Below are 25,536 nucleotides of genomic sequence, written 5' to 3'. Positions count from 1 at the left end.
AAAAGTTCATATATTATGAATTTTTATTTTTTATATTTGTTTTTATAAAAAAATAATACTATCATTAATTAATTATTTATACAGGAGGTAACTATGAATTTATTATTAAACGAAGTTATAAAATATAGAAGAGACCTACATCAAATACCCGAAGTAGGCTTCAAAGAGTTTAAAACTCAAAAGTATATAATAAATACACTAAAAAGTATGGGATATTCTCCAAATACAATTTGTGAAACTGGTGTTTATGTCTATATTCCAGGGATAAAAAAAGAGTGCATTGCCTTTAGAGCTGATATAGATGCACTTGCAATTCAAGAGGAAAATAATTGTACATTTTCTTCAAAACACTCTGGTTTTATGCACGCTTGTGGACATGATGGTCATACAGCTGCTCTTTTAGCCTTTGCTAAATATCTAACAACAACAGCAGAGCAAAATTATAGTATTTTATTAATATTTCAACCTGCCGAAGAAGGTCCAGGTGGAGCTAAATTTATATGCGAGACTGGAATTTTAGAAAAATTCCATGTTAAAGAGATATACTCTTTTCACTTATTTCCAGATTTAGAAGAAGGAACTATTTCAACTAAAGCTGGACCTTTCTTTGCACAAGCTACGGAATTTGATTGTAAGGTTGTTGGTAAGGGAGGTCATGGAGGAATGCCTCAAAAAACAAATGATCCCCTTATACCTTTTACTAAAATTATAGATTCTTATCAGAGTATAATTTCTAGAAATCTTTCTCCCTTTAATGCAGGCGTTATAACAGTTGGTAAAATAAGTGGTGGAACAGCTCGAAATATAATATCTAACTCTATAGATTTTCATGGTACAATTAGAGCATATTCTCAAGAGGATACTGAACTAATAATAAAAAGAATGAAAGAAATACATAACGGAATAGAAATAGCTTTTGATATTAAAGTGATAGATGAATTTAGAGTTCTTTATCCACCAGTTATAAATGATAATATTCTTTATAATAATTTTTTAAAAATTTCTCAAGACTTTAATTTTATTCAGGGCGAAACCTTAGCTTTAGCTGAAGATTTTGCTTTTTATCAAGAAAAAGTTCCTGGGATATTTTTTCTATTAGGTACTAGAAATAAAGAACAAAATTTTATTTCACCGTTGCATAGTTCTTCTTTTAATTTTGATGAAAAAGTTCTTCTTGAAGGAGTTAAACTTTTCGCAAAACTTTTGGAGGATAGAAATGAAATATAAAATGATTGTTACTGATCTTGATGATACACTTTTAAATTCACAAGGAAAAGTCTCTGATAAAGATAAAGAATCTATAATGAAAGCACAAGAAAATGGAGTTATATTCGTTCTTGCTTCTGGAAGACCAACGTATGCAATGAGAGACTTAGCACAAGAATTAAAATTAGATAAATTCGGCAGCTTTATTCTTTCTTATAATGGCTCTATTATAACTAATTGTAAAACTGGCAAGAATATTTTAGAAGAAACTCTCACTAAAGATGAAATTCATCTTCTCTATGATTTTAGTAAAAATAATAATGTGGAAATAATAACTTATTTAGATGACTCAATTATTTCTGAAGATTATAGCTCATATATTGAAGTTGAGGTTGAATTAACTAAAATGCCTTTTGAAAAAGTTAAAAATTTTAAAGCTGTCGTTGATAAAGATTGTGTTAAATGTATTATGTTAGAAGAGCCAGAATATTTAAAACAAGTAGAAAAAAAATTAAATAGTGAACTTGGAAATCAATTTTCTATTGCTATATCAAAACCTTTTTTCTTAGAAGTTACTAAATTAGGTGTTGATAAAGGTAGCTCACTTCTAAAATTAGCTAATAAATTAGGAATACAACAAGATGAAATAATTGTTGTTGGGGATTCTTATAATGATATTCCAATGCTTAAAGTAGCTGGTATGCCTACTTGTGTTGAAAATGCAAAGCCAGAAATAAAAAACATCTGTAAATTTATTTCAACTTCTAATAATAATAACGGAATGACAAAAATTATAGAAAATTTAATATTCAAAAAGTAAAGTGGTTAGCCACTTTATTTTTTTATAAAAATATTTTGACTATAAAAATAATTGACATATAAAGTTTATTGTGTTAATATTTTTATATCAAATTTTTGGAGGTAGTTTATGCAAGTTTTTATTCATCATATATATGAATTTGAAAAAGGAATAAGAAATCTTATTTTACATACTATTTCTGAAGACTTATTAAGTTTTGTAGAAAATAGATTAAATTCAAAAAATATATCTTATAAAATATATAAAATAAAAAATGGAAGATACAATGTCTTTTTTGGAGATGCTTCTTGTATTAACGTTATAAAAAAAATTAACAAATCTAACTTATCTGAATATTCACCTGAAGAAGATTTTATTCTCGGTATTATGTTAGGATATGATCGAAAAAAACAATGTGATAGATATATACAATTTAAAAATAAAGAAAATATCAAGGTTTCATAAAAAGGGGAGGTAAAGAAATGATTGCTATTGTTGGTGGCCTAAAAAGAGGAGAACGAGAATATTTAGAATTATTAAAATCTTATAATTTAAAAGGAAAAGTTTATAATACTCAATGTCCAAATTTTTGTAAAAAAATTAAAAATTGTGAAATGTGCATAATTTTTACTAACTTAGTTAGTCATAATCTTTTGAATAATTGTAATAAAGTTTGTAAAACTCAAAATATACCAATTGTTCACTTAAATAATAACAGTATCTCAAAACTTAAAGAAAACTTAGATAAAATGTATAAATAAAAAAGATTGCATTAAATATGCAATCTTTTTTTTATAAATACAAGCCAACTTAAAATTCTTTTATTTTTTAAAAGAATCAGTATTAAAAAATATATAATTCCATATAATACAGGAATTATTAATAAAGTTATTAAATTTCCAAACTCTCTAATATATCCAATTTTTAAATAAATACCATAAGATATTATAACTCCTACAAAAACTGTTAAAACCCTGTCTTTTGTTAAAATTTTATAATCAACATATAATTTTTTCATTTTACCAATTTTAATTAATGCAACTATTACTTCAGTAATTAATGTTGCTAATGCTGCTCCATTTCTTAAATAAGCTGGAATTAAAAAATAGTTTAACCCTATATTTAAAAATACTCCAAATATAGAAATTATCAATATATCTTTTTCCAAATCATTTGGTAACATAACCTGTCCACCAATAAAAGTACCCAAAGCTAAAAAACCCAAACAAGGTGACATTATTATCATTGTTTCTATAGCTCCTTTAAAATCTGGTCCAGAAAATAAAAGTGTAAACTCTCTAGCTAAAAGCATCATAAGTAAGGTAGCCGGAACTCCAACTATAAAACAATAATCTATAAAAATATCCATATTTTTATAGATATTTTCTTTCTCTTTTCTTTTTATAGCTCCAATTATTCTTGGAGATAATACTGTTCCTAAAGTCAAAATTACTGGTAAAACCATTTTATACATCTTAACAGCTGCTGTATACAATCCAACTTCAATATCATTTATCATAATTCCTAGCATTGTTGTATCAATACTTCCATATATACCAATTGTAAAAATATATAGAAAAATTATAAACATGCTATTCGTATGCCTTTTAAAATTTAAATCTTTAAAGTAAAAATATTTCCTTACACTAATAACATCTATAACTCTTGCTAGTACTTCTGGAACAACTAATAGCAAAGCATATAAATAATAATCATTCGGTGTTTTTATAAAATAAAATAAAAATCCTAATGATAAAATTCTAATTGTAAATGATCTTATTAATCTTCTTTTATGATTTTCCATAACAATGAAAAAATGATTTATATGAAAACACTCAAACAAAACTTGAATTGCAAAAATATAAAATATTAATTTTTCTTGATAAAATTTTCCATATAATTGAACTGTAACCAATAAAAGAATTAAAGATCCTATACTGCTTAAAATTGTCATTATAAATAACTCTGTGAATATTTTTTTAAATTCAAGCCAATCGCCTATTCCTTTAGCTTTAGATAACTCTTTTATTCCATAATTTGGAGCACCTAATACTGAAAGTATTAAAAAATAAGCTACAACGCCTTGCACAAAATACACTTTTCCTAAATATTCTGGCATTAACACCCTAGAAATATAAGGAAATGTTATTATTGGAAATATAGTATTACTTATTATTAGTAAAACATTGTAAAGATAATTTTTAGAAACTGACATTTGACATCTTCCTTTTTATGATTCTTTTGGATTATAAAAAATATATCCTATTGTAAATACGGCTAATATCATTTGATACCACAATAATGGTATTATATCAAATGGAGAAACTTTTCCTCCAGCAAAGCTTAACATTATAAGCATTTGAGCTCCATAAGGGATTGCTCCTTGGGCAATACATGAAAATATATCTAAAACAGAGGCACTCTTTTTAGGATCTACTCCATATCTATCAGATATTTTCTTAGCTATTGGTCCATTTATAATAATAGCCACAGTATTGTTAGCTACAGCCATATCTGTTAATGTTACTAATAAAGCCATTCCCATTTGGGCACTTTTAACCCCTTTTATTCTTTTTTCAATTGTACTCATTATCCAATCTACACCACCAGCCTTAGTTACTAATGATGCTAATCCACCTGTTAAAAGAGATAATAAAAATATCTCTGTCATTCCAGTAAATCCATTATAAATCTCTTTTGCATATCCTAACCAAGTAAAATCACCATAGAATAATCCTATAGCTCCTGATAGTACTATTCCAGCCGTTAAAACAACAAAAACATTTATCCCAATTAAAGAAAGTGTTAAAACAAATATGTATGGTAAAACTTTTACTATATTAAAAGCATATACTCCAGTTTCAGGAGCTATTTCAGGCTTTCCAAAAACTATTAATAGTAATAGTGTTAAAATTGCTGCTGGTGCTGCTATTTTGATATTTACTCTAAACTTATCTTTCATTTCAACACCTTGAGTTCTTGTTGCAGCAATTGTCGTATCAGAAATTATCGAAAGATTATCTCCAAACATTGCTCCACCCATTAAAGCAGCCAAAACTAATGGCATTGAAACTCCACTTTTTTCTGCTAATCCTACTGCTATTGGAGCTAAAGATACAATTGAACCTACTGATGTTCCTGTAGCCGTTGAAATAAACCCTGCAATTACAAATAATCCTGGAGCTATATAATGTGATGGAACATAAGTTAATCCTAAATTTACTGTCGAATCAACTCCACCCATAGATTTTGAAACAATTGCAAACCCACCAGCTAAAAGATATATTATGCACATTGTTATAATATCTTGGTGTCCACATCCCTCTAAAAAAGTTTCAAATTTCTCTTTTATACTACCTTTAAACAGTAAAAATGCTACAATTATTCCAGGAAAAATAGCAACTGGAGCTGGTAATTGATAAAAAGCTAACTCTACGCCCATAGAATCTAAAATAATTCCACTTCCTAAATAAAATCCAATGAAAACTAAAAAAGGAATTAATCCCTTAAAGCTTCCTTTTGTTTTTGTATTCATTTTTTACCCCCTTTTATTTTTTTATACATTTTTATGAGTATACATTATTTTTTATATTTTATCAAATTTTTAGTAAAAAAAAGTTCCAGTATAACTGGAACTTTTTTATATAACTATTACCCTCTTATTTCAGCAACAGTTTTAATTTTATAATTTTTAAATATGATTGACCCTACATATCCTGTTGCGATACCAGCTACAGCACATAATCCAGCTGTAATTAATACCTCTTTAGCAGGATTGAATCCAAACATTACTGCGAAACCAGCGATTGGTGTTGCTGTTCCAGTAGCATTATTAATTAATCCGAAGTAGTTAACGATCATACCAGCTATTCCTCCACCAATAAAGTTAGTAGTAAATACTGGAATTGGGTTTGCAGAAATTATATCTGCTTGAGTTAATGGCTCGATAGCAACAGCTATTGTTGTTGATCTATCTCCAAACTTCATTCTATCAAAGAATACAAAGTTCATGAATGATGAAGCCATTACTGCTAATGCTCCTATTGCCATTGGTAAACCAGTTAATCCTAACATTGCTGTTAAAGCCATTGAACTTATTGGAGCTGTAGCAACTACTGTTATAACTCCTCCTAAGATAAATGCCATTACATACGGACTAGCTGATTGTGCCGCAATAATTATATCTCCAATTGTTTGTAAAGCAAATGTAACTCCAGGAGAAACAAACTGAGCTATTCCTCTTCCTAAAGGTGCTGCTAAACAAATAATTACAATTAAATCTAAACCATCAGGTATTTTTTCCTCTAACTTAGGAATGATAAATGACATTACATATCCGGCGATAAATCCAGGGATGATTCCCATTCCTCCACAAACTACACCTAATAAAACTGCATAAACAGGGCTTACTCCTAAAGCTAATGGTACTAAAATTGCTGCTGCAACTCCTCCCATTGATCCTGCTGAGGCTCCAACCTCTCCTAAAAACTTAATTCCTAAAAGATCTCCACCAACATATAATTGGAAAGCTTCTACTAGGAAACTTGCTGTTGCTGCTCCTGCTAGAGCACCCATAGCTTTCATTCCTCTTGGTGCTTTTAAGCTAAATCCAGTAAAGAATGCTAAAACCAATAATAATAACACTGTACCTTTTAATAATTCCATTTTCCCTCTTTCCTTCGACATGCTTGTTAAAAAAATAACAATACGTCAATTTTAACTTTTTTTCTCACAGAATTAATTATACTCTACACTTTACAAAAAGTAAAGTATTTTTTTAAATTTTATGTTTATTTTTAAGACATTTCAACACACGTTTAACACATTTAATGTATACTTTACATTATTTTACTTTTTAACTTTGTTAACTCTACATTTTTTTATGAAAAAATGTGATTTTATTCACAAAACTATTTTTTACAACTCCCACAAATTAGTATTTTCTAGGTTGTTTATATAATAATTTTATGTTAAAATTTAACTATCTAAATTTAATTGGGAGGTATTTATAATGAAGAAAGTTATCAACACTAGTAAAGCTCCTGCAGCTATTGGTCCTTACTCACAAGCAATTGAAGTAAATGGAACTTTATATGTTTCTGGACAAATTCCATTTGTTCCTGAGACTATGACTGTTATATCAGATGATGTTAAAGAGCAAACTAGACAATCATTAGAAAATGTTAAAGCTATTTTAGAAGAAGCTGGATATTCATTAAAAGATGTTGTTAAAGCTGGAGTTTTCATTAAAGATATGAACGATTTTGCTTCTATTAATGAAGTTTATGCTGAGTATTTAGGAGAGGTTAAACCTGCTAGAGCATGTGTTGAGGTTGCTAGATTACCTAGAGATGTTAAGGTTGAAATCGAAGTTATCGCTGTAAAATAATAAAAGATGAGGATATCCTCATCTTTTTTTTACAAATTCTGAATATTGATTTTTATAGCTGAGAATTTACATTTATCATAGCACAATTGACACCCTATACACTTAGACTGATCAATTTTATGTTTTTGCTTAACTTCTCCCTCTATACATTTAACTGGACAAACTCTAGCACATGCTGTACATCCAATACATTTTTCTTCAATTATTTCTGCTTTTTTTATCTCTTTAACTTCACTATTTATAGCTTTAGTTGGACACTTTACAGCACACAATCCACACTCTACACATTTTTCCGGATCTATTCTTGCAACATTATTTTTTATTTCAATTGCATCTACTGGACAAGCTTTCTGGCAAAGTCCACAAGCTATACATGCTACTGTACAAGCTTTTCTAGCAACTACACCTTTATCTCTTGACATACAATTAACTGTTACTCTTTTATTCATTGGTAACATCTCTATTAATCTTTTTGGGCATGTTGAAACACACTTTTTGCATGATACACATTTCTCTTCATCTATATTCACAATTCCTTTTTCAGTAACTGTTATTGCATTTACTGGACAAACCTTAACACAATCTCCATATCCTAAGCAACCGTATTTACAAGATTTATCTCCACCTGCATATAGATTTATTGCAGAACAAGTTGTTAATTCACCTTCAAACTCATATGTCTTTGTTGTTTTAGTACAATCTCCTTGACATAGTAGCTTTGCTACCATTTTAGGTCCTGATAAGTCAACAGTCGCTCCCATAACTTTTGCTATTTCTGCTGCAACTGCTGGTCCTCCTGGTGAACATGCTGTCATTTCTGCTCCATTTAGAGCAATTGCTTCTGCGTAACCAGAACATCCTGGGTATCCACATGCTCCACAGTTTATTCCAGGAAGTATTCCTTGAATAGCTTCTACTTTTTCATCAACCTTCACTTCAAACTTCTTAGAAGCATAGGCTAAAAATAGTCCCATTGCTAACCCTGTTCCTCCTAACGATAAAACAGGAAATAATATTGATTCCATTAACCTACCTCCAATCTATATTTGCATTCCGCTGAATCCCATAAAAGCCATTGCTAAAAGTCCTGCTGAAATAAATGCTATAGGAACTCCTTTAAATGGTCCTGGAATAGCTGCATATTCTATTCTTTCTCTTATTCCTGCTAATAAAACTAGAGCTAATGTAAATCCAATTGCTACTGCTGCTCCATTTATAACAGACTCAATAAAGTTATACTCTTGTTGAATATTTAAAATAGCAATACCTAACACAGCACAGTTTGTTGTTATTAGTGGTAGAAAAACTCCCAAAGCTTTATATAAATTCGGTGAAGTCTTTTGAATTGCCATCTCTACAAATTGTACTAACGAAGCTATTATTAATATAAAAGCTATTGTTTGTAAATACTCTAATTGTAACGGTACTAATAAATAGTTATAAATTGTCCATGTTACTCCTGAAGCTAGTGACATAACAAATGTTACTGCCATACCCATTCCAATTGATGATTCAACTTTTTTAGAAACTCCCATAAATGGACAAATTCCTAAAAATTTAGCAAATATTATATTTTGAATAAAAATTGCTGTTATTATTAAACTAAATATTTTTGCAAAATCCATTTTTTATTTCACCCCACTCTTTCTAGCTTTAATATAGTTCTGAGTAGCGATTATAAATCCTATTGTTATAAACGCACCAGGTGCTAATATAAATATTAAAGCTGGTGTAAATGAAGCTGGTGTTACAGATATTCCAAAAGCTGTTCCATTTCCTAATATCTCTCTAATTGTTCCTAAAAGAGTTAGAGCTAATGTAAATCCTAATCCCGCTCCAATTCCATCTAATATTGATTTAAATACAGTATTCTTTGAAGCAAAACTTTCAGCTCTACCAAGTACAATACAGTTAACAACAATCAGAGGAATAAATAATCCTAAAACTTTATATAAATCTGGTAAATATGCTTTCATAACCATCTCAACTATAGTAACTAATGATGCTATTACCATTATGAATGCTGGAATTCTAACTTTATCAGGAATAAAGCTTTTTATCATTGATATTAACATATTTGAAAAAACAATTACTGACATTGTTGCAAGTCCCATTGCCATACCATTTATTGATGATGATGTAACTCCTAGTGTTGGACATAATCCAAGTAAAAGTACAAATACTGGATTTTCTTTTATTATTCCATTTAATAATATCTCTTTATTTGATTTTGCCATTATTTTTTATTCACCCCACTATTAAAACTATTTAGAGCTCTTTTAATTCCTGTATAAACAGCATTTGGTGATATTGTAGCTCCTGCAAAGCCATCTGCTGATTTATTAAATTCATAAGAAGCATCTTTTCCAATAGCTTTCTTTTGCCACTCTGGATCTAATATTTTTGATCCTAGCCCAGGTGTTTCCTGACTTCCTATTATGTTTAATCCAGTTACTCTTCCTCTTCTATCAATTCCTAATACAAAATCTATATTAGCAGCATAACCTGGCTGAGAAATTGTTACTACATATCCAACAGGCTTTCCATTTGATCCATTTCCAGGGATAAATTCTAGTTCATCTACTTTTACTATTGCATTCTCATCAAATGATTCAGCTTTTGGCAAAACCATTATTCTTGCTGCATTTACTGCTGCTTTTTCGTTTTCTTTTATAACTTTTTGTGTTGCACCGTTAACTACAGATAAAATTCCAGCAGAGATTGACGCTATTAGTGTTAAAACAATACCATAATGTACAAATCTATTTCTTTCCATTATTTTACCTCCCCAAATTTTTTAGGGCTTGTATATCTATTAATTAAAGGTACAAATCCATTCATTATAAGAATTGAATAAGCAACTCCCTCTGGATAACCACCTTTAAATCTAATTAATGATACTAAAACTCCTATACCAAAAGCAAAAATAGCTCTTCCTTTTGGTGTATGAGGTGATGTTACCATATCTGTTGCCATAAAGAATGCTCCTAAAAATAATCCTCCTGAGAAGATATGTAAAAATGGATCTGCTCCAGCTATAAGAGAAGCTGCAAATACTGTTCCAATCATTATTGCTGGTACTTTCCAATCTATTTGCTTTTTATAGATTAAATATGCCCCACCTAGAAGAAGAGCTAAAACAGATGTTTCTCCTAAACATCCACCCATTCTACCTATAAATGTATTTAAATAAAGATTTCCACTTTCTATTAAGGCATTATCTGTTGGTAACCCTCTTTTCATTGCATCTAAAAGAGTAGCTCCTCCAACATCATCATACATAAATGTTGTTATTGCAACTGGCCAAGATGCTTGAACAAATGCTCTTCCAACTAAAGCCGGATTGAATATGTTATGCCCTAATCCACCAAATACCATTTTTCCAAGAGCTATTGATACTACAGCTCCAACTATAACATATACTAAAGACATATATGGTGGTATTACAAAAGCATATAAAATTCCTGTTATAATAGCACTTCCATCAAAAATTTGTACATCTTGTTTCATTAATTTTTGACATACAAACTCAGTTACCATACAAGATAAAATAGATACCGCTGTTACTACTATTGCTCTAATTCCAAAAAAATAGCACGCTGCTAAAAGTGCTGGAAGTAATGCTATAATTACATCATACATTACATCATCAACAGTTTCCTTAGTTCTGATATGAGGCGATGGCCCCATTTTTAAAATTTTTGCCACTTTTTTCCTCCTACTTTTTCATTGTTCTAAGTTTAGCTTTTCCAATTTTTATTGCTTCTGTTAGTGGTCTATTAGCTGGACATATATAAGCACAAGAACCACACTCAATACAATCCATCAAATGGTATTTTGCCATCTCTTCCCATTGCGAAAACTCTGCTAATCTAGCATACATTATTGGTTCTAATGACATTGGACATGCATCAACACATTTTCCACAACCTATACAAGCTTTCGGCTTACAATAGTTTGTTTCTTGTTTCGTTAAAGCTAGCAATCCTGAAGTTCCTTTTATAACAGGCACCTCTAAAGTTAATTGAGCCATACCCATCATAGGTCCACCCATAACTATTTTTTCTACTACTTCTTCTTTATATCCACAATTTTCTAAAAGCATTGATATAGGTGTTCCTATAACAGCTTTTAAATTTTTAGGTTGCTCTATCCCTTTTCCAGTAACAGTTACAACTTTATCTATTAAAGGTAATCCATTTACAATAGCATCATATATCGCTGCTGCTGTCGTTGTATTGTTAACAACTACACCAACTGCTGAAGGTAGCTTTCCTGATGGTACCTCTTTGTTCAATATAGCTTTTATTAATGATTTTTCTCCACCTTGTGGATACATTGTCTTCAGTGGCATAACTTCTATATTTGTTCCTTGGCAAGCTTTTCTCATAGCTTCTATTGCTTCTGGCTTATTATCTTCAATTCCAATAACAGCACTATCTACATTTAATATATGTTTCATTATTTTTATACCTTCTATAACTTTTGAAGGCTCTTCAATCATAACTCTATTGTCAGAGTTTAAATATGGCTCACACTCAGCTCCGTTTAGTAATAATACCTCTATTTTTACATCTGCTGGTGGATTTAATTTTACGTGTGTTGGGAAAGCTGCTCCTCCAAGACCTACAATTCCTTTAGATCTTATTACTTTTAACAACTCTTCTTTAGTTGAATTTTTCCACTCAGGCAGTTTTTCAAGAGTTGTCCACTCTTCTTGCTCATCATTTTCAATTACAATTGTTTGTACATTCCCCATTAATGGAAATGGTAAATTTTCAATTTTTTTTACCGTTCCACTTACTGATGCATGTACAGGAACTGATAAAAAAGCTTCTGAGTCAGCTATTATTTGTCCCTTTAAAACTCTTTCTCCAATCTCTACGCAAGGCGTTAAAGGAACCCCTATGTGCTGAAGAAGTGGGATGAAAACCATTTTTGGTGCTGCTAAAATCTCTACAGCTTGATTTTCTGTTTGGATCTTATTTTCAGGTGGATGTACTCCCCCTTTGAATCCGAAGAATTTCATAAAAATATTCCCTCCTTTGTAGTTAACAAACTATATTCCATTGTTAGAATAACATATTTATTTATATTTAACAACTTTTTTGAGCTATTTTTTTGCTTTTTTGTGTTACTTTTTGTTATATTTCTGCATGATTTTGTCTATTTGAGTGTTTTTCAATACATCATCTAATAAAGAAATCACACTTAAAAACATAGGATTTACAACCTCTGACTCCTCTTTTGTAAACCTACCTAAAACAAAATTAATATTTTCATCTTTATTTTTTGCTTTTCCTATTCCACATTTTACTCTCATAAAGTCCTGTCCTAAGTGTGATATTATAGATTTTATTCCATTGTGACCACCAGCACTTCCGTTCATTTTTACTCTTAATTTTCCTAAAGGTAAATCCATATCATCATAAACAACAACTAAATCTTCCACTGGATCTATTTTATAAAATTTAACAACCTGAACTATTGAGTTACCACTTAAATTCATATATGTTTGAGGTTTTAATAAAATTACTTTTTCTCCATTCACTGTTTTTTCTGTTAATAATCCTTGAAATTTTTCTTTAAATGGATTGAATCCATTTTTTTCTGCAAACTCATCAATTATATCAAATCCAACATTATGTCTTGTTCTTTCATACTCTTTTCCAGGATTTCCTAATCCAACTATTAACTTCATCTTTCCTCCTAAATTATAACTATAAAGAAAGAGAGAATCTAAGATTCTCTCTTTCAAAAGGTTTTATTAGCAATTCCCATCAAATTGGTATTTTGCAAGTCCTCCTAGAGAAGTTTCTTTGTACTCCTCTTTTAAGTCTCTTCCTGTTTCTCCCATAGTTTTTACAACTTGGTCAAAAGAAATGCTGTGCTTTCCATCTGTATATAAAGCATACTGTGCTGCATCTAAAGCTCTTACTGCTGCTGCTGCGTTTCTTTCTATACAAGGTATTTGAACATATCCTCCAACTGGGTCACAAGTTAATCCTAAGTGGTGCTCTAATGCCATTTCTGCTGCATATTCGATTTGCTCTAATGATCCACCTAATATGAAACATGCCATTGCTGCTGCCATCGCACAAGCTGATCCAACTTCTGCTTGACATCCACCCTCTGCTCCTGATATTGTAGCATTTTCTTTTATAATGTTACCTATTAGTCCAGCTATAGCAAGACCTTTTAATACTTCTTCATTTGTTAAGTTGTACTCCTCTTTTAAGGCGTACATTAACCCAGGAATTACTCCTGCAGCTCCACAAGTAGGGGCAGTAACAACTCTACCTCCTCCTCCATTCTCTTCAGATACAGCTAGTGTGTAAGCAAATATTCTTCCAACAAATCCACCTCTAGATTTATCGTTTCTTGCTTTTCTATAGAACGATTGAGCTCTTCTTTGTAATCTTATTGTTCCTGGTAAAATTCCATTTTTAGAAAGTCCTGATTGAACTGAAGCTTCTAAAGCTGTTCTTATTTGATCTAAGAAATACCAAATTGATTCCCCTTCATTTTCAGTAACAAATTCCCATAATTCTTTTTTATTTTTTTCACACCATGACATAATTTCAGCCATTGTTCCAAAAGAATAAACTCTTGATCCACCCTGTCTTTGTTGTCCTTCTTCCATTATAGTTCCTCCACCAACAGAGAATACTAACCAAGAATTTAACTCGTTTCCTTCATTATCTAAAGCGATAAACTTCATACCGTTAGTGTGATACGGATGAACATACTCTGGCATCCATACTATTTCTGTAGATTTAGGCTTTAACGTTTCTATTATTATATAGTCTGTTAAGTGCCCTTTTCCTGTTAATGCAAGTGATCCGTATAACTCTACTTTATAACTTGCTGCATTTGGGTTTTCTGCCTTAAATCTTTTTGCCGCTCTCTCTGGCCCCATTGTATGAGAGCTTGATGGTCCATTTCCAACCTTAAATAATTCTCTTAGTGAATCCATTTTTCCTCCTGAACTTTTAATTAAAAATTTTACTGTCTAATCTCTCCATTATAATTTTTAGCTATTAATTTTAAGATTTTATCAACAGTTATATTGATATCGCTTTCCTCAAGAGTTCCATCCTTCTTTCTTAAAACGATGCTTATAGCAACTGATTTTTTGTCAGCTTCTATTTTCTCTCCTTGGTAAACGTCAAATATAGCAACACTCTCAATTAGATTTGATGACTTTTTGATGTCTTCTAACATCTTTCCAACTAGTACATCTCTGTCTAAAACAACTGCTAAGTCTCTAGTAACTTCAGGATATTTTACAATTCTCTCATATTTAACTTTTTTGGCTCTATAATTTAATAGAGTTGTTAAATCAAGTTCAGCTACGTATGCTCTCTCTCTTTTAATGTCCATATTTTCCGCTAACTCTGGGTGAATTTCTCCAAAAGTTCCTATTTTAACTTTTCCTATTCTTATATCAGCACTTCTTCCTGGATGGAAGTTGTTATCCTCTGATCTATCTAATTGGTATCTAGTTACTCCCATGTACTCTAAGAATTTTTCAACAAATCCTTTTAAAGTATAGAAGTCCATTGCTTCTGGCTTTGGATCCCATAATGTTTTAAAAGTTTTTCCTGCAAGAGCTATTGAAGTTCTTAATGTTTCATTTGCTAATCCATCCTCTTTTGGAGTAAATACTCTTGATACCTCGAAGAATCTTAAACCATTTTGATTTCTATTTAAGTTATCTCTTACATTTGATAATAAACTATAAATTAATGTTGGTCTCATAACTGCCATATCATCACTAATCGGATTTGTTATTTCCAATGTAGGTTCTGTTATTCCTAACATTTTTATAGCATCTTTTGAAATGAAACTATAGTTTATTACTTCTTGTAATCCTAATTTTGCTAATATTTCTTTAGCTTCGTCAACAACAACTGTCATTGAATCTTTAACTCCAGGTCTTATGTTTTCTTCTGGCATCTTATTTTCTATATTATCAAAACCATACATTCTTATTATTTCTTCATAAAGATCTGCTGTTCTAGTCAAATCTCCTCTATAAGATGGTGGTGTTGCTATTATTGTTGTAGAGTTTAATGTTTTTATATTTATACCTAAATTAGTAAGTATCTTTCCTACTACATCAATCTCTATATTTTTTCCCATGAATTTTCTTAATTTTTCGATATTTAAAGGAATTTCTATTTTTTCATATTTTTCAATATATTTATCGATACATCCCTCTAAAACTTCTCCACCTGTTAGTTGAGAAATTAAATCTGCTGCTCTTTCTAAAACTTCAGCAGTATTTTCTATATCTAATCCTCTTTCAAATCTATAAGAAGAATCACTTGATAAGCCTAATTCTTTAGATGTTTTTCTTATGTTTTCTGGAGTAAAGTATGCACACTCTAAGAAAATTTCAGTAGTTTCTTCTGTTACTTTACTTGATTCTCCACCCATTATTCCAGCTATTCCTAAAGGTTTTTCAGCATCTGCAATAATAAGTTCGCCTTTATTTAGCTCTCTTTCAACACCATCTAGTGTAACTATTTTTTCACCATTTAGCGATTTTCTAACAATTATTTTTCTATCGTTGATTTTTGTTAAATCATAAGCATGTAAAGGTTGATTACATTCAAATAAAATATAATTTGTTGCATCTACTACATTATTTATTGGCTTTAATCCCATTGAGATTAATCTATTTTTTAACCACTCTGGAGACTCTTGCACCTTTATATTTTTTATAACTTTTCCTGAGAATCTTTTACATCTCTCTTTATCTTCAATTCTTACATCTATATGTCCAGTATTTATACTCTCTATTATCTTTTTAGATTCAAACTCAGGACATTTTATTTTTCTTCCATAATAAGCAGCTATTTCTCTAGCTATTCCTATATAAGATAAACAATCTGGTCTATTTGGTGTTATTTCTAGTTCAAAAATTACATCATTTAATTTTTTATAAACTCTGTACTCTACACCTAATGGAGCATCTTCTGGAAGTATTATAATTCCATCTCCATCATTTCCAAGTCCAAGCTCTACCTCAGAACAAAGCATCCCTTGAGACTCTACACCTCTTATTTTACTTTTCTTTATTTTAAAGTCTCCTGGTAAAACTGCTCCAATAGTTGCTACAACAACTTTATCTCCTAGTTTATGATTTGGAGCACCACATACTATTTGTAGCTCCTCCTCTTCACCTATATTAACTTTTAAAAGTGTTAATTTTTCAGCTTCAGGATGTTTCCCATACTCTGTTATCTGTCCAATAACTACTTTTGCTAATTCTTTTCCTTGCTCCTCTATAGCTTCAACCTCTTGACCGATCATAGTCAACGTGTTTTCTAGCTCTTTTATGTCCTCTTTTATATCGACATATTGCTTCAACCAATCCAACGAAATTAACATTATATGCCTCCACCTTTTATTTAAATTGCTTTAAGAATCTTACATCATTTTCAAAGAATGCTCTTAAATCATCAATACCATATCTTAGCATTGTAATTCTTTCTATTCCCATTCCAAATGCAAATCCTGATACTTCTTCTGGGTCATATCCTACAGCTTCTAAAACAGCTGGATCAACCATTCCACATCCCATTATTTCTAGCCATCCACTATGTTTACAAAGTCTGCATCCTTCACCTTTACAGATTACACATTGCACATCCATTTCAGCACTTGGCTCTGTGAATGGGAAGAAATGTGGTCTAAATCTAACTTTAGTTTCCCCAAATACTCTTGTTACAAATTGCTCTAACATAGCTTTTAAATTAGCAAAAGATACTTCTGGCCCTACCATTAATCCTTCCATTTGATGGAACATCGGTGTATGAGATATATCATAGTCATTTCTATATACTTTTCCTGGACAAACCATTCTAAACGGTGGCTGATGTTTTTCCATATATCTAGCTTGTACTGGTGATGTATGTGTTCTTAAAACTACATTTTCACTCATATAAAATGTATCTTGTAAATCTCTTGATGGATGTGTTTCTGGAATATTTAACGCATCAAAGTTATAAGAAGTAAATTCTACTTCTGGTCCCTCTGCAACATCAAATCCCATCTCCACAAATATATTTTTTAAGAAGTTCATAGTTTCTGTTATTGGATGTAATCCTCCTGTAGAAACTTCTCTCCCTGGAAGAGAAATATCTAGAGTTTCAGATTCTAACTGCTCTTTTTTTACCTTATTTTTAATCTCTGTTGTTTTTTCTTCGATTAAAGTTGTTATAACTGTTTTTACATCATTTACCATTTGTCCAAAAGCAGGTCTTTCCTCTGGCGATAAATCTCTCATAGATTTAGAAATTTCAGTAAACTCACCTTTTTTTCCTAAATACTTAACTCTAATTTCATCCATTTCTTGTAGTGTTGCTGCTTTTTGGATAATTAAACTAGCTTCATCCTTTAAAGCATTCAGCTTATTTTTCATTTGTTTCCTCCTAAAACAAGGCTTTTTATTTTATCTCTTTATAACTAAAAATTAGCTCTTTATTTTCAATTAGCAATACCCCATACCTATTATCCTTTAAAGCCCCTGGATTAAAATATTTTATTCCATTTTTTTCTTCATAATAAGGAATATGAGTATGCCCAAAACAAACAGCATCTACATCATATTTTTCAGCTATTGCTTCCAAAGTATACATCTCTTTTTTTACGTTATAAAGGTGTCCATGCGTTATAAATATTTTTATTCCATCTATATCAAATATTTCATTATCATTAAATTTTCTATCAAAAATATCACAGTTTCCTCTAACAATATAAAACTTTATATCTGGAAAAGCAAAAGAACACTCTTCACCATCCCAGCTATGATCACCTGTCCATATTATTATATTAGGACTTTCTTGTGATATTATATCATAAATTTTATTTGTGTTTCCATGAGAATCTGTAATTATTAATATTTTCATATTCACTCTATCCTATAAATATTGATGTTTGAGACTTTTCCATAATATTCAATCCTTTTTTTCCTGTAATTTTTTCAAAGAAATAACCTCTACTCAAATTCCCCATAATTAAAAGATCTAAATTATTAACTTCATTTAAGTACTCTTCTTTAGCTGTTTCTCCATCAAAATTCTTCCATTCTACAACTTTTTCTTTTTCTTTTAAATATTTTAATAATGTATTATCCTCTATCTTATAAAGTAAAGTTAACATTATAAAGTTTTTTATATCTGGAAAAATATTTATAAAAGAAAATACACTCTTATTTATTTTTACACCATCATCACTTGAAATTCCAACTTTTTCTAAAGATGTTATAGCTTTTTCTCCCACCATTACAATAGGTTTAAAGTGATTTTTCAGTACTGTTACAGCTGATTCTGATAAAGCTTCACCCTTTTCAAAAATCAATAAATCTGCAAGTTTCATATATTCTTTAATTATATCCCAAGGAAAACCAAATTCAACATTTAAAACTGAATTTATCCCTCTTAATTTCAATTTTTCTTGTAGATGTTTTACTTCCTCTTCTTCAAAAGCATCTCTTTCTTGTGAAAAGGAGTTATTACTTAAGTTTACTATCATTCCATCCATTGTTGCTGGTATAATCTCATCCCTTCTAACATCTTTTACATATAGTGGGACTATTTCGTATCCAAATTTCTCTTTAAAAAATATTGCGCTATCTATTAGTACATTTTTTTTTGATCCTTCTCCAAATACAACTAAAACTTTTTTCATAATAACTCCTCCTATAGACTTAAATTATTCTTGAGTTGCTTCTTCTGCATCTTCCTCTTTAAAACTTGCTATTGATACAACTTTTTCAGATTCTGATTCATTTACTCTCATAATTTTTACACCTTGAGTTGCTCTTCCAATTATTGAGATTTGATTTACTGAAGTTCTTATAACAATTCCTGACGATGTTATTACCATTAATTCCTCTTCATCTTTAACAGGTTTAACTGCTACAACTTCTCCATTTTTATCACTACATCTTATATTTATAACACCTTTACCACTTCTAGACTGTAATGGATATTCATCTACTCTTGTTCTTTTTCCATATCCATTCTCTGTAATAGTTAAAATAGTCTCATTTGCTGCATCATCTATTAATAGCGCTGATATTACTTTATCTTTAGCTCTAAGAGATATTCCTTTCACTCCACTTGTATCTCTTCCAGTTGGTCTAACATCATCTTTAGCAAATCTAATTGAGTGTCCTAATTTTGTCGCTAAGAAAATCTGTTCTTTTGAATCAACTGGTAAGATTCCAACAAATATTATGTCATCTCCATCTCTTAATTTAATTGCTTTTAATCCAGCAGTATTTATATTTTTATATTCACTTAAATTTGTCTTTTTAACCATTCCATCTCTAGTTACAAATACAAGCTCTTTATCTTGGCTAAACTCTCTTATTTTTATTATTTCTCTAACTTTCTCATCTTCCTTTAATTTGATTAAGTTTCCTATAAGTCTTCCTCTAGCCTGTTTTGAAGATTCTGGAATTTGATAAACTTTTAAGTGGAAAACTCTACCTTTATCTGTGAAAATCATCATTGTATCTAAGTTTGACATAACTTCCATTCTCTCAACAAAGTCATCTTCTATAGTATTTTGAGTTGAAACTCCTTTTCCACCTCTTTTTTGAGCTTTATATTTATCTAGCTCCATTCTTTTTACATACCCTCTATTTGTTATAGTAACAAGAACGCTATCATCTTTTATTAAATCTTCTGGTCTTATCTCTAGTCTCTCTTTTTCAATAGTTGTTCTTCTTGGGTCATTATATTTATTTTTTATATCATTTAATTCATCTTTTATAATTTCATAAACTCTATCATCATCTGCTAAAATTTTATTTAATTCAATTATTAAAGCTTTTAACTCTTCATGCTCTCTATCAATTTTATCTCTTTCAAGACCAGTCAATCTTTGTAATCTCATATCTAAGATTGCTTTTGCTTGCTCTTCACTAAATCCATACTTATCAATTAAGGCAATTCTAGCTTCATTACCATCTGCTGATCCTCTAACAATTTCAATAACTCTATCAATATTTTCAAGTGCTATTATAAATCCTTTTAATATATGAGCTCTTCTCTCAGCTTTATTTAAATTAAATTTTGTTCTTCTAGTTATAACTTCAAATCTATGTTTTAAATATTCATCTAAAATTTCTTTTAAGTTTAATACTCTTGGAACATTATTAACTAATGCTAACATAATTATTCCAAATGTTGTTTGAAGCTCTGTATATTTGTATAGTGAATTTAAAACTAATTCTGATTCTTCACCTTTTTTTAACTCTATAACTACTCTAATACCATCTCTATCTGACTCATCTCTTAAATCAGATATTCCAACTATTTTTTTCTCTTTTACTAAGTTAGCTATTTTTTCAATTAAAGAAGCTTTATTTAATTGGTATGGAATTTCTTTTATTATTAAACTTTCTCTACCGTTTTTTCCTTCTTCTATTTCAATTTTTCCTCTAACTCTAACTCTTCCTCTTCCAGTTGTATAAGCATCATAAATCCCAGCTTCTCCATCAATTATTGCTCCTGTTGGAAAATCTGGACCCTTTATGTATTCCATTAATTGAACCGGTGTTATTTCTTTATTATCTATTAAAGCTAGTATTCCATCTACAACTTCACCTAAGTTATGTGGTGGAATATTTGTTGCCATTCCTACAGCAATTCCTGTAGCTCCATTTAATAAAAGGTTAGGAAGCTTTGCTGGTAATACAATCGGCTCATCTAATGAATCGTCAAAGTTTTTTCTAAAATCTATTGTATCTTTATCAATATCTTCTAATAACTCATTACTTATTTTAGACATTCTAGCTTCCGTATATCTCATTGCTGCTGCTGAATCTCCATCGATAGATCCAAAGTTTCCGTGTCCATCAACAAGTTCATATCTATACGCAAAGTTTTGAGCCATTCTTACCATTGTATTGTATACTGCCGAATCTCCATGTGGATGGTACTTTCCTAAAACTTCTCCAACGATTCTTGCTGACTTTTTATATGGCTTATCACTTGTCATTCCCATTTCATTCATAGCAAATAAAATTCTTCTATGTACTGGTTTCAATCCATCTCTTACATCAGGTAATGCTCTACTAACTATTACACTCATAGAGTAATCTAGATAGGATTGCTTTAACTCTTCCTCTATATATCTATTATTCACATTAGACATTATTTATTCCTCCTAGAACATTATTTTTATTATTGTACCCATACATTTATATATCCAGATTTTTTACAAATTCTGCATGTTCTTCGATAAACTCTCTTCTTGGCTCTACTTTATCTCCCATTAGTTTATCAAATAATATATCGGCTTCTCTTGCATCATCAATTGTAACTTTTAATAAAGTTCTTGTATCTGGATCCATAGTTGTTTCCCAAAGTTGTCCAGGATTCATCTCTCCTAATCCTTTATATCTTTGAAGAGTATATCTTTTATCTTCACCCTCTAGTCCAGCTATGATTTCTTTTAATTGTCTATCAGTATAAGCATAAGATACTGTTCTACCTTGAGTTATCTTAAATAGTGGCGGTTGAGCTATAAATACATTTCCATTATGAATTAAATCTACCATATATCTATAAAGGAATGTTAATATCAGCGTTCTTATATGAGCTCCATCTACATCCGCGTCTGTCATTATTATTATTTTTCCATATCTTCTTTTTTCTATATTAAAGTTATCTCCAATACTAGTTCCAAAAGCTGTTACCATTGCTCTAATCTCTGCATTTTCTAACGCTTTATGTAATCCAGCTTTTTCTACGTTTAATATCTTACCTCTTAATGGTAAAATAGCTTGGAAAGATCTATCTCTACCTTGCTTAGCTGATCCTCCTGCTGAATCTCCCTCAACTATATAAACTTCACAATCATCAGGATTTTTTGAAGAACAATCTGCTAATTTTCCAGGTAATGATCCTATATCTAAAGCTGATTTTCTAAGTACTAACTCTCTTGCTCTTTGAGCTGCTTCTCTTGCTCTTTTTGAATTTAATATCTTTTCAACTATAACCTTTAAATCATTAGGTGCATCTTCTAAATACATCTTTATCTGAGCTCCTGCTACAGTAGAAACTATACCAGTTACCTCACTATTCCCTAACTTTGTTTTAGTTTGACCTTCAAATTGTGGTTGAGGAACCTTAACTGAAACTATTGCTGTTAATCCCTCTCTTATATCAGATCCTTGAAGTTTTCCATCTTTATCTTTTAAAAGTCCTGTAGTTTTCCCTAAATCATTTATTACTCTTGTTAATGCTGTTCTAAATCCACTTACGTGAGTTCCACCTTCATGTGTATTTATATTATTAACAAAAGAGTATATTGTTTCTCTTTGGTTTGTATTATACGTCATTGCTATTTCTACAGAAACATTATCAACTTCTCCACTCATATAAAAAGGAGCTTTCATTATTGGTGTGCTATCCTTTTCAATCTCTTTTATGTAATCTAAAATTCCACCTTCAAATTCTAAATTTACAACTTTTGCAGGCTCTTTTCTTAAATCAGATAAAACTATAGTAAGTCCTTTATTTAAGTATGCTAGTTCTCTTAATCTTGTTTCTAATGTAGAAAAACTATATACTAACGTTTCAAAAATTTCATAGTCAGCTTTAAATCTAACTGTAGTTCCACTATCCTCTGCAACACCAATTTCTGTTACATCCTTTTCTGGTACTCCTCTGTTATATTTTTGGTAATAAACTTTACCTGCTTTTCTTACTGTAACTTCTGTCCACTCAGAAAGAGCATTCACTACAGAAACTCCTACTCCGTGTAATCCTCCAGAAACTTTATAGTTATTATTCTCAAATTTTCCTCCTGCATGAAGAACTGTTAACACTATCTCTAATGCCGATTTTCCATACTTAGGGTGTATATCAACTGGAATTCCTCTTCCGTTATCTACAACTTCTATTATATTATCTGGTAATATCGATACTTCTATTTTTGTTGCATATCCTGCTAATGCCTCATCCACTGAGTTATCTACAATTTCCCATACTAGATGGTGTAGTCCTCTTTCTGAAGTTGTTCCTATATACATTCCAGGTCTTTTTCTTACAGCTTCTAATCCTTCTAAAACTGTAATATTTTCTGCTTGATAATTATTTGTTGTCATCTTTATCCTCCAATATCTTATCTGCAATATTTTTTAAAGAGCAGGGTTTACAAACAAAACCTTCTCCAAAAAACATCATTCCACAAATATCACATTTTTTATAGCCCTTTAATTTTAAGGCATCTTCTCGCTCTTTTGCTCTCTTTTTCAAAACCTCTATTTTCTCTTCTAAAGTTAAATCCTTAAGTTCTGAAATAAAATGCTCTTTTTTTTCTTCGCTAATTTTTTCATCCATAAATTCCACATAGTTACAACTTTGAACCTTTGAAACTTTAAATCTTATATCTTTTACATACTCTTTTTTTAAAATTTCTTGAACTTTTTTTAAATATTTATTTTTGTTCATAGACATATGATGAAGGTAGATACTATCCTCAACCAATACGTATAGAATCCCCTCTTTTATCCAAAGAGGTTCACTTTTTTTAGAAAATTTCCCAACAATATCTCTCCAATGTCCTCTTATTATACCTTCTTTTAACTTCCTACTTTTTACAATAGCTTCTTCCACTGCTTCACTTACATTCATAATGTCCATCTTGAATCTCTCCTTTATCAATTCTAAAGTTTTTAGATTCTATATTTAAATCAGTTGTTGAACTAATGAAAACTTGTAATTCTCTTTTTTTTAAATAATTTATAATACTCTCTTTTCTTATGGAATCAAAATAAGATGATATGTCATCTATTAAAAAAACTGGTGTTTCTCTTTTTTCTTTTATTACCATATCTATTTCAGATAATTTTAAAGAAAAAATTATCGATTTTTTTTCACCTTGAGATGAATAAGATTTAGCTTCTTTTCCATTTAAAAGAAATTTAAAATCATCTCTTTGTGGTCCTACTAAAGAGTATCCATAGCGTAGTTCTTGATACTTCAACTCCTGTATTTTAAGTTTTATTCTCTCTTCTAAATTCAATAATGTTGAACCTTTTATTTCTCCAAGAAAGCTCTCATATTTTAAATTTAACTCTTTCTTATTATCAAAAAGTTTTCTATAATTTAGATTTAATATTATAGAGATATTCTTTACATATTCTATTCTTTTCAAAATCACTTTAGCTGCTAATTTTATAAATTCTTCTTCATAAATTAGAAACATTTCATCTTTTATATTTTTTTCTTTTAAATACTTATTTCTTATTTTTAAAAGTTTATTATAATCTTTCAAACTCTTAAAATATTCAAAATTACTTTGAGCAATCTCTCCATCAAAAAATCCTCTTCTAAAACTAGGACTCCCAACTATTAACTCTATATCTTCTGGAATAAAAGTTACAATATTTACCTTTCCGTAAAATTCATCAAATGGAGTTTTTTTCCCATTATACTTATACTCTTTATGTTTTTTATCAATCTTAACACTCAAAGTTTTTTCAGAAACTAAATCTCTATAAGATATGTAGCTTCCCATTTTTTCTTTATTGTATTTTATCAATTCTATATTTTTTGAGGTTCTAAAACTTTTCCCAGTAGCACTAAAATAAATAGCTTCTAATATACTTGTTTTTCCTTGACCATTTTTTCCAAAAAATAGATTAAATCTTGAAGAAAATTGTATATTTCTATCCTCTAAATTTCTAAAGTTTATGTAATTCATTTCAAGAATTTCCAATGTTTATTTCACCCCAAAACTATAATAGATTTAAGCTACTACAAATACTAATCCTAAAAATTCAACCTTATCACCTGGATAAAGTTTTTTCCCACGTCTCTCTTCTACTTCTCCATTAACTTTTACTTGCCCATCTAAAATAAGCTCCTTAGCTTGGCCACCAGTACCAATTTCACCAGTAAATTTAAGAAATTGATCTAACTTAATAAATTCTGTAGAAATTTTTATCTCCTGCATCTTTACCTCCTAAAATATTTTTAGTCTATTATACATTTTACCATAAAACTAACTTTATTTCTATAAGATTTATCATGGTTTCATGAGGGTTTCTCCCTTTAAAATAATATTTTTATTAAATTTTATTATTTTTTTATTATTTTTCAATATAAAT

At 29.9% G+C, this 25,536-nt stretch carries 25 protein-coding genes; 5 read left to right on the top strand and 20 right to left on the bottom strand.

Annotation, left to right across the window (positions count from 1 at the left end; all coding sequences use genetic code 11):
• Positions 1 to 93 precede the first annotated feature (93 nt).
• From HMPREF0202_RS10635 to HMPREF0202_RS10620, 4 genes are all read left to right on the top strand, one after another.
• The gene (locus HMPREF0202_RS10635) at positions 94 to 1,227 is read left to right on the top strand and encodes a M20 metallopeptidase family protein (RefSeq protein WP_023050802.1); all 1,134 of its coding nucleotides are present in this window, start codon (positions 94 to 96) and stop codon (positions 1,225 to 1,227) included.
• Entirely contained in the window at positions 1,217 to 2,026 is an 810-nt protein-coding gene (locus tag HMPREF0202_RS10630) for a Cof-type HAD-IIB family hydrolase (protein WP_023050801.1), read from the top strand. Before HMPREF0202_RS10635 ends, HMPREF0202_RS10630 begins: the two co-directional genes overlap by 11 nt.
• 108 nt (positions 2,027 to 2,134) lie before the next feature.
• Complete coding sequence (locus tag HMPREF0202_RS10625) at positions 2,135 to 2,470, top strand: DUF2023 family protein (RefSeq protein WP_023050800.1); 336 nt, start codon at positions 2,135 to 2,137, stop codon at positions 2,468 to 2,470.
• A 17-nt stretch (positions 2,471 to 2,487) separates the two neighbouring features.
• Entirely contained in the window at positions 2,488 to 2,766 is a 279-nt protein-coding gene (locus HMPREF0202_RS10620; RefSeq protein ID WP_023050799.1) for a DUF2325 domain-containing protein, read from the top strand.
• 11 nt (positions 2,767 to 2,777) lie between these two features.
• Here HMPREF0202_RS10620 and HMPREF0202_RS10615 read toward each other — a convergent pair whose 3' ends face one another.
• From HMPREF0202_RS10615 to HMPREF0202_RS10605, 3 genes are all read right to left on the bottom strand, one after another.
• Positions 2,778 to 4,220, bottom strand: a complete 1,443-nt coding sequence (locus tag HMPREF0202_RS10615) for a flippase (RefSeq protein WP_040407272.1) — start codon at positions 4,218 to 4,220, stop codon at positions 2,778 to 2,780.
• 15 nt (positions 4,221 to 4,235) lie between these two features.
• Positions 4,236 to 5,540, bottom strand: a complete 1,305-nt coding sequence (locus HMPREF0202_RS10610) for a Na+/H+ antiporter NhaC family protein (protein ID WP_023050797.1) — start codon at positions 5,538 to 5,540, stop codon at positions 4,236 to 4,238.
• 116 nt (positions 5,541 to 5,656) lie between these two features.
• Positions 5,657 to 6,670 (bottom strand): PTS sugar transporter subunit IIC, encoded by a 1,014-nt coding sequence (locus HMPREF0202_RS10605; RefSeq protein WP_040407270.1) that lies wholly within the window; start codon positions 6,668 to 6,670, stop codon positions 5,657 to 5,659.
• 346 nt (positions 6,671 to 7,016) lie between these two features.
• Between HMPREF0202_RS10605 and HMPREF0202_RS10600 the strand changes: the two genes are divergently transcribed.
• Entirely contained in the window at positions 7,017 to 7,394 is a 378-nt protein-coding gene (locus tag HMPREF0202_RS10600) for a RidA family protein (RefSeq protein ID WP_023050795.1), read from the top strand.
• Positions 7,395 to 7,423: 29 nt separating this feature from the next.
• Here HMPREF0202_RS10600 and HMPREF0202_RS10595 read toward each other — a convergent pair whose 3' ends face one another.
• The 17 genes from HMPREF0202_RS10595 to yaaA all read right to left on the bottom strand — a co-directional run bounded on the left by HMPREF0202_RS10595 (position 7,424) and on the right by yaaA (position 25,382).
• Entirely contained in the window at positions 7,424 to 8,419 is a 996-nt protein-coding gene (locus HMPREF0202_RS10595) for an RnfABCDGE type electron transport complex subunit B (RefSeq protein ID WP_023050794.1), read from the bottom strand.
• 15 nt (positions 8,420 to 8,434) lie between these two features.
• The gene (gene rsxA / locus HMPREF0202_RS10590; RefSeq protein WP_023050793.1) at positions 8,435 to 9,019 is read right to left on the bottom strand and encodes an electron transport complex subunit RsxA; all 585 of its coding nucleotides are present in this window, start codon (positions 9,017 to 9,019) and stop codon (positions 8,435 to 8,437) included.
• Positions 9,020 to 9,022: 3 nt separating this feature from the next.
• A complete protein-coding gene (locus tag HMPREF0202_RS10585; protein ID WP_023050792.1) occupies positions 9,023 to 9,631 on the bottom strand; it encodes an RnfABCDGE type electron transport complex subunit E in 609 nt (202 codons plus the stop codon).
• Entirely contained in the window at positions 9,631 to 10,170 is a 540-nt protein-coding gene (locus tag HMPREF0202_RS10580; protein WP_023050791.1) for an RnfABCDGE type electron transport complex subunit G, read from the bottom strand. The genes HMPREF0202_RS10585 and HMPREF0202_RS10580 overlap by 1 nt, the downstream gene beginning before the upstream one ends.
• Complete coding sequence (locus tag HMPREF0202_RS10575) at positions 10,170 to 11,102, bottom strand: RnfABCDGE type electron transport complex subunit D (RefSeq protein ID WP_023050790.1); 933 nt, start codon at positions 11,100 to 11,102, stop codon at positions 10,170 to 10,172. The genes HMPREF0202_RS10580 and HMPREF0202_RS10575 overlap by 1 nt, the downstream gene beginning before the upstream one ends.
• Positions 11,103 to 11,112: 10 nt before the next feature.
• Positions 11,113 to 12,423, bottom strand: coding sequence for an electron transport complex subunit RsxC (rsxC, locus tag HMPREF0202_RS10570; RefSeq protein WP_023050789.1), 1,311 nt, complete (start codon positions 12,421 to 12,423; stop codon positions 11,113 to 11,115).
• A 105-nt stretch (positions 12,424 to 12,528) separates the two neighbouring features.
• Positions 12,529 to 13,095, bottom strand: a complete 567-nt coding sequence (gene pth, locus HMPREF0202_RS10565; RefSeq protein WP_023050788.1) for an aminoacyl-tRNA hydrolase — start codon at positions 13,093 to 13,095, stop codon at positions 12,529 to 12,531.
• 66 nt (positions 13,096 to 13,161) lie between these two features.
• On the bottom strand, positions 13,162 to 14,370 hold the full coding sequence (locus tag HMPREF0202_RS10560; RefSeq protein ID WP_023050787.1) for an L-serine ammonia-lyase: 1,209 nt from the start codon (positions 14,368 to 14,370) through the stop codon (positions 13,162 to 13,164).
• Between the two features lie 29 nt (positions 14,371 to 14,399).
• Entirely contained in the window at positions 14,400 to 16,793 is a 2,394-nt protein-coding gene (pheT, locus tag HMPREF0202_RS10555; protein ID WP_023050786.1) for a phenylalanine--tRNA ligase subunit beta, read from the bottom strand.
• Positions 16,794 to 16,809: 16 nt separating this feature from the next.
• Positions 16,810 to 17,826: a phenylalanine--tRNA ligase subunit alpha gene (gene pheS / locus HMPREF0202_RS10550; RefSeq protein WP_023050785.1), complete on the bottom strand. Its 1,017-nt coding sequence runs from the start codon at positions 17,824 to 17,826 to the stop codon at positions 16,810 to 16,812.
• A gap of 25 nt (positions 17,827 to 17,851) precedes the next feature.
• On the bottom strand, positions 17,852 to 18,313 hold the full coding sequence (locus HMPREF0202_RS10545) for a YfcE family phosphodiesterase (RefSeq protein ID WP_023050784.1): 462 nt from the start codon (positions 18,311 to 18,313) through the stop codon (positions 17,852 to 17,854).
• 7 nt (positions 18,314 to 18,320) lie between these two features.
• The gene (locus HMPREF0202_RS10540; protein ID WP_023050783.1) at positions 18,321 to 19,094 is read right to left on the bottom strand and encodes an adenine nucleotide alpha hydrolase family protein; all 774 of its coding nucleotides are present in this window, start codon (positions 19,092 to 19,094) and stop codon (positions 18,321 to 18,323) included.
• A 24-nt stretch (positions 19,095 to 19,118) separates the two neighbouring features.
• Positions 19,119 to 21,572, bottom strand: a complete 2,454-nt coding sequence (gene gyrA / locus HMPREF0202_RS10535) for a DNA gyrase subunit A (protein WP_023050782.1) — start codon at positions 21,570 to 21,572, stop codon at positions 19,119 to 19,121.
• Positions 21,573 to 21,618: 46 nt separating this feature from the next.
• The gene (gene gyrB / locus HMPREF0202_RS10530) at positions 21,619 to 23,529 is read right to left on the bottom strand and encodes a DNA topoisomerase (ATP-hydrolyzing) subunit B (protein WP_023050781.1); all 1,911 of its coding nucleotides are present in this window, start codon (positions 23,527 to 23,529) and stop codon (positions 21,619 to 21,621) included.
• Positions 23,516 to 24,067, bottom strand: coding sequence for a DciA family protein (locus tag HMPREF0202_RS10525; protein WP_023050780.1), 552 nt, complete (start codon positions 24,065 to 24,067; stop codon positions 23,516 to 23,518). The genes gyrB and HMPREF0202_RS10525 overlap by 14 nt, the downstream gene beginning before the upstream one ends.
• On the bottom strand, positions 24,045 to 25,145 hold the full coding sequence (recF, locus tag HMPREF0202_RS10520) for a DNA replication/repair protein RecF (protein ID WP_023050779.1): 1,101 nt from the start codon (positions 25,143 to 25,145) through the stop codon (positions 24,045 to 24,047). The genes HMPREF0202_RS10525 and recF overlap by 23 nt, the downstream gene beginning before the upstream one ends.
• Before the next feature lie 30 nt (positions 25,146 to 25,175).
• Entirely contained in the window at positions 25,176 to 25,382 is a 207-nt protein-coding gene (gene yaaA, locus HMPREF0202_RS10515; RefSeq protein WP_023050778.1) for a S4 domain-containing protein YaaA, read from the bottom strand.
• Positions 25,383 to 25,536 lie beyond the last annotated feature (154 nt).

The organism is Cetobacterium somerae ATCC BAA-474, from assembly GCF_000479045.1.
In the GTDB taxonomy this organism is placed as follows: Bacteria; Fusobacteriota; Fusobacteriia; order Fusobacteriales; family Fusobacteriaceae; genus Cetobacterium_A; species Cetobacterium_A somerae.
The sequence above is the reverse complement of the archived record's forward strand: the minus strand, read 5'-3'. Positions and strand labels throughout refer to the sequence as shown.

Coding starts and splice junctions, on each gene's coding strand:
- gyrA (WP_023050782.1), bottom strand. CDS start 21,572: ATGTCTAATGTGAATAATAGATATATAGAGGAAGAGTTAAAGCAATCC.
- HMPREF0202_RS10630 (WP_023050801.1), top strand. CDS start 1,217: ATGAAATATAAAATGATTGTTACTGATCTTGATGATACACTTTTAAAT.
- pheT (WP_023050786.1), bottom strand. CDS start 16,793: ATGTTAATTTCGTTGGATTGGTTGAAGCAATATGTCGATATAAAAGAG.
- pheS (WP_023050785.1), bottom strand. CDS start 17,826: ATGAAAAATAAGCTGAATGCTTTAAAGGATGAAGCTAGTTTAATTATC.
- HMPREF0202_RS10605 (WP_040407270.1), bottom strand. CDS start 6,670: ATGGAATTATTAAAAGGTACAGTGTTATTATTATTGGTTTTAGCATTC.
- HMPREF0202_RS10595 (WP_023050794.1), bottom strand. CDS start 8,419: ATGGAATCAATATTATTTCCTGTTTTATCGTTAGGAGGAACAGGGTTA.
- HMPREF0202_RS10635 (WP_023050802.1), top strand. CDS start 94: ATGAATTTATTATTAAACGAAGTTATAAAATATAGAAGAGACCTACAT.
- HMPREF0202_RS10620 (WP_023050799.1), top strand. CDS start 2,488: ATGATTGCTATTGTTGGTGGCCTAAAAAGAGGAGAACGAGAATATTTA.
- HMPREF0202_RS10585 (WP_023050792.1), bottom strand. CDS start 9,631: ATGGCAAAATCAAATAAAGAGATATTATTAAATGGAATAATAAAAGAA.
- HMPREF0202_RS10610 (WP_023050797.1), bottom strand. CDS start 5,540: ATGAATACAAAAACAAAAGGAAGCTTTAAGGGATTAATTCCTTTTTTA.
- HMPREF0202_RS10540 (WP_023050783.1), bottom strand. CDS start 19,094: ATGAAAAAAGTTTTAGTTGTATTTGGAGAAGGATCAAAAAAAAATGTA.
- HMPREF0202_RS10625 (WP_023050800.1), top strand. CDS start 2,135: ATGCAAGTTTTTATTCATCATATATATGAATTTGAAAAAGGAATAAGA.
- HMPREF0202_RS10560 (WP_023050787.1), bottom strand. CDS start 14,370: ATGGATTCACTAAGAGAATTATTTAAGGTTGGAAATGGACCATCAAGC.
- rsxA (WP_023050793.1), bottom strand. CDS start 9,019: ATGGATTTTGCAAAAATATTTAGTTTAATAATAACAGCAATTTTTATT.
- HMPREF0202_RS10600 (WP_023050795.1), top strand. CDS start 7,017: ATGAAGAAAGTTATCAACACTAGTAAAGCTCCTGCAGCTATTGGTCCT.
- HMPREF0202_RS10580 (WP_023050791.1), bottom strand. CDS start 10,170: ATGGAAAGAAATAGATTTGTACATTATGGTATTGTTTTAACACTAATA.
- HMPREF0202_RS10545 (WP_023050784.1), bottom strand. CDS start 18,313: ATGAAAATATTAATAATTACAGATTCTCATGGAAACACAAATAAAATT.
- gyrB (WP_023050781.1), bottom strand. CDS start 23,529: ATGACAACAAATAATTATCAAGCAGAAAATATTACAGTTTTAGAAGGA.
- yaaA (WP_023050778.1), bottom strand. CDS start 25,382: ATGCAGGAGATAAAAATTTCTACAGAATTTATTAAGTTAGATCAATTT.
- pth (WP_023050788.1), bottom strand. CDS start 13,095: ATGAAGTTAATAGTTGGATTAGGAAATCCTGGAAAAGAGTATGAAAGA.
- HMPREF0202_RS10525 (WP_023050780.1), bottom strand. CDS start 24,067: ATGGACATTATGAATGTAAGTGAAGCAGTGGAAGAAGCTATTGTAAAA.
- HMPREF0202_RS10615 (WP_040407272.1), bottom strand. CDS start 4,220: ATGTCAGTTTCTAAAAATTATCTTTACAATGTTTTACTAATAATAAGT.
- rsxC (WP_023050789.1), bottom strand. CDS start 12,423: ATGAAATTCTTCGGATTCAAAGGGGGAGTACATCCACCTGAAAATAAG.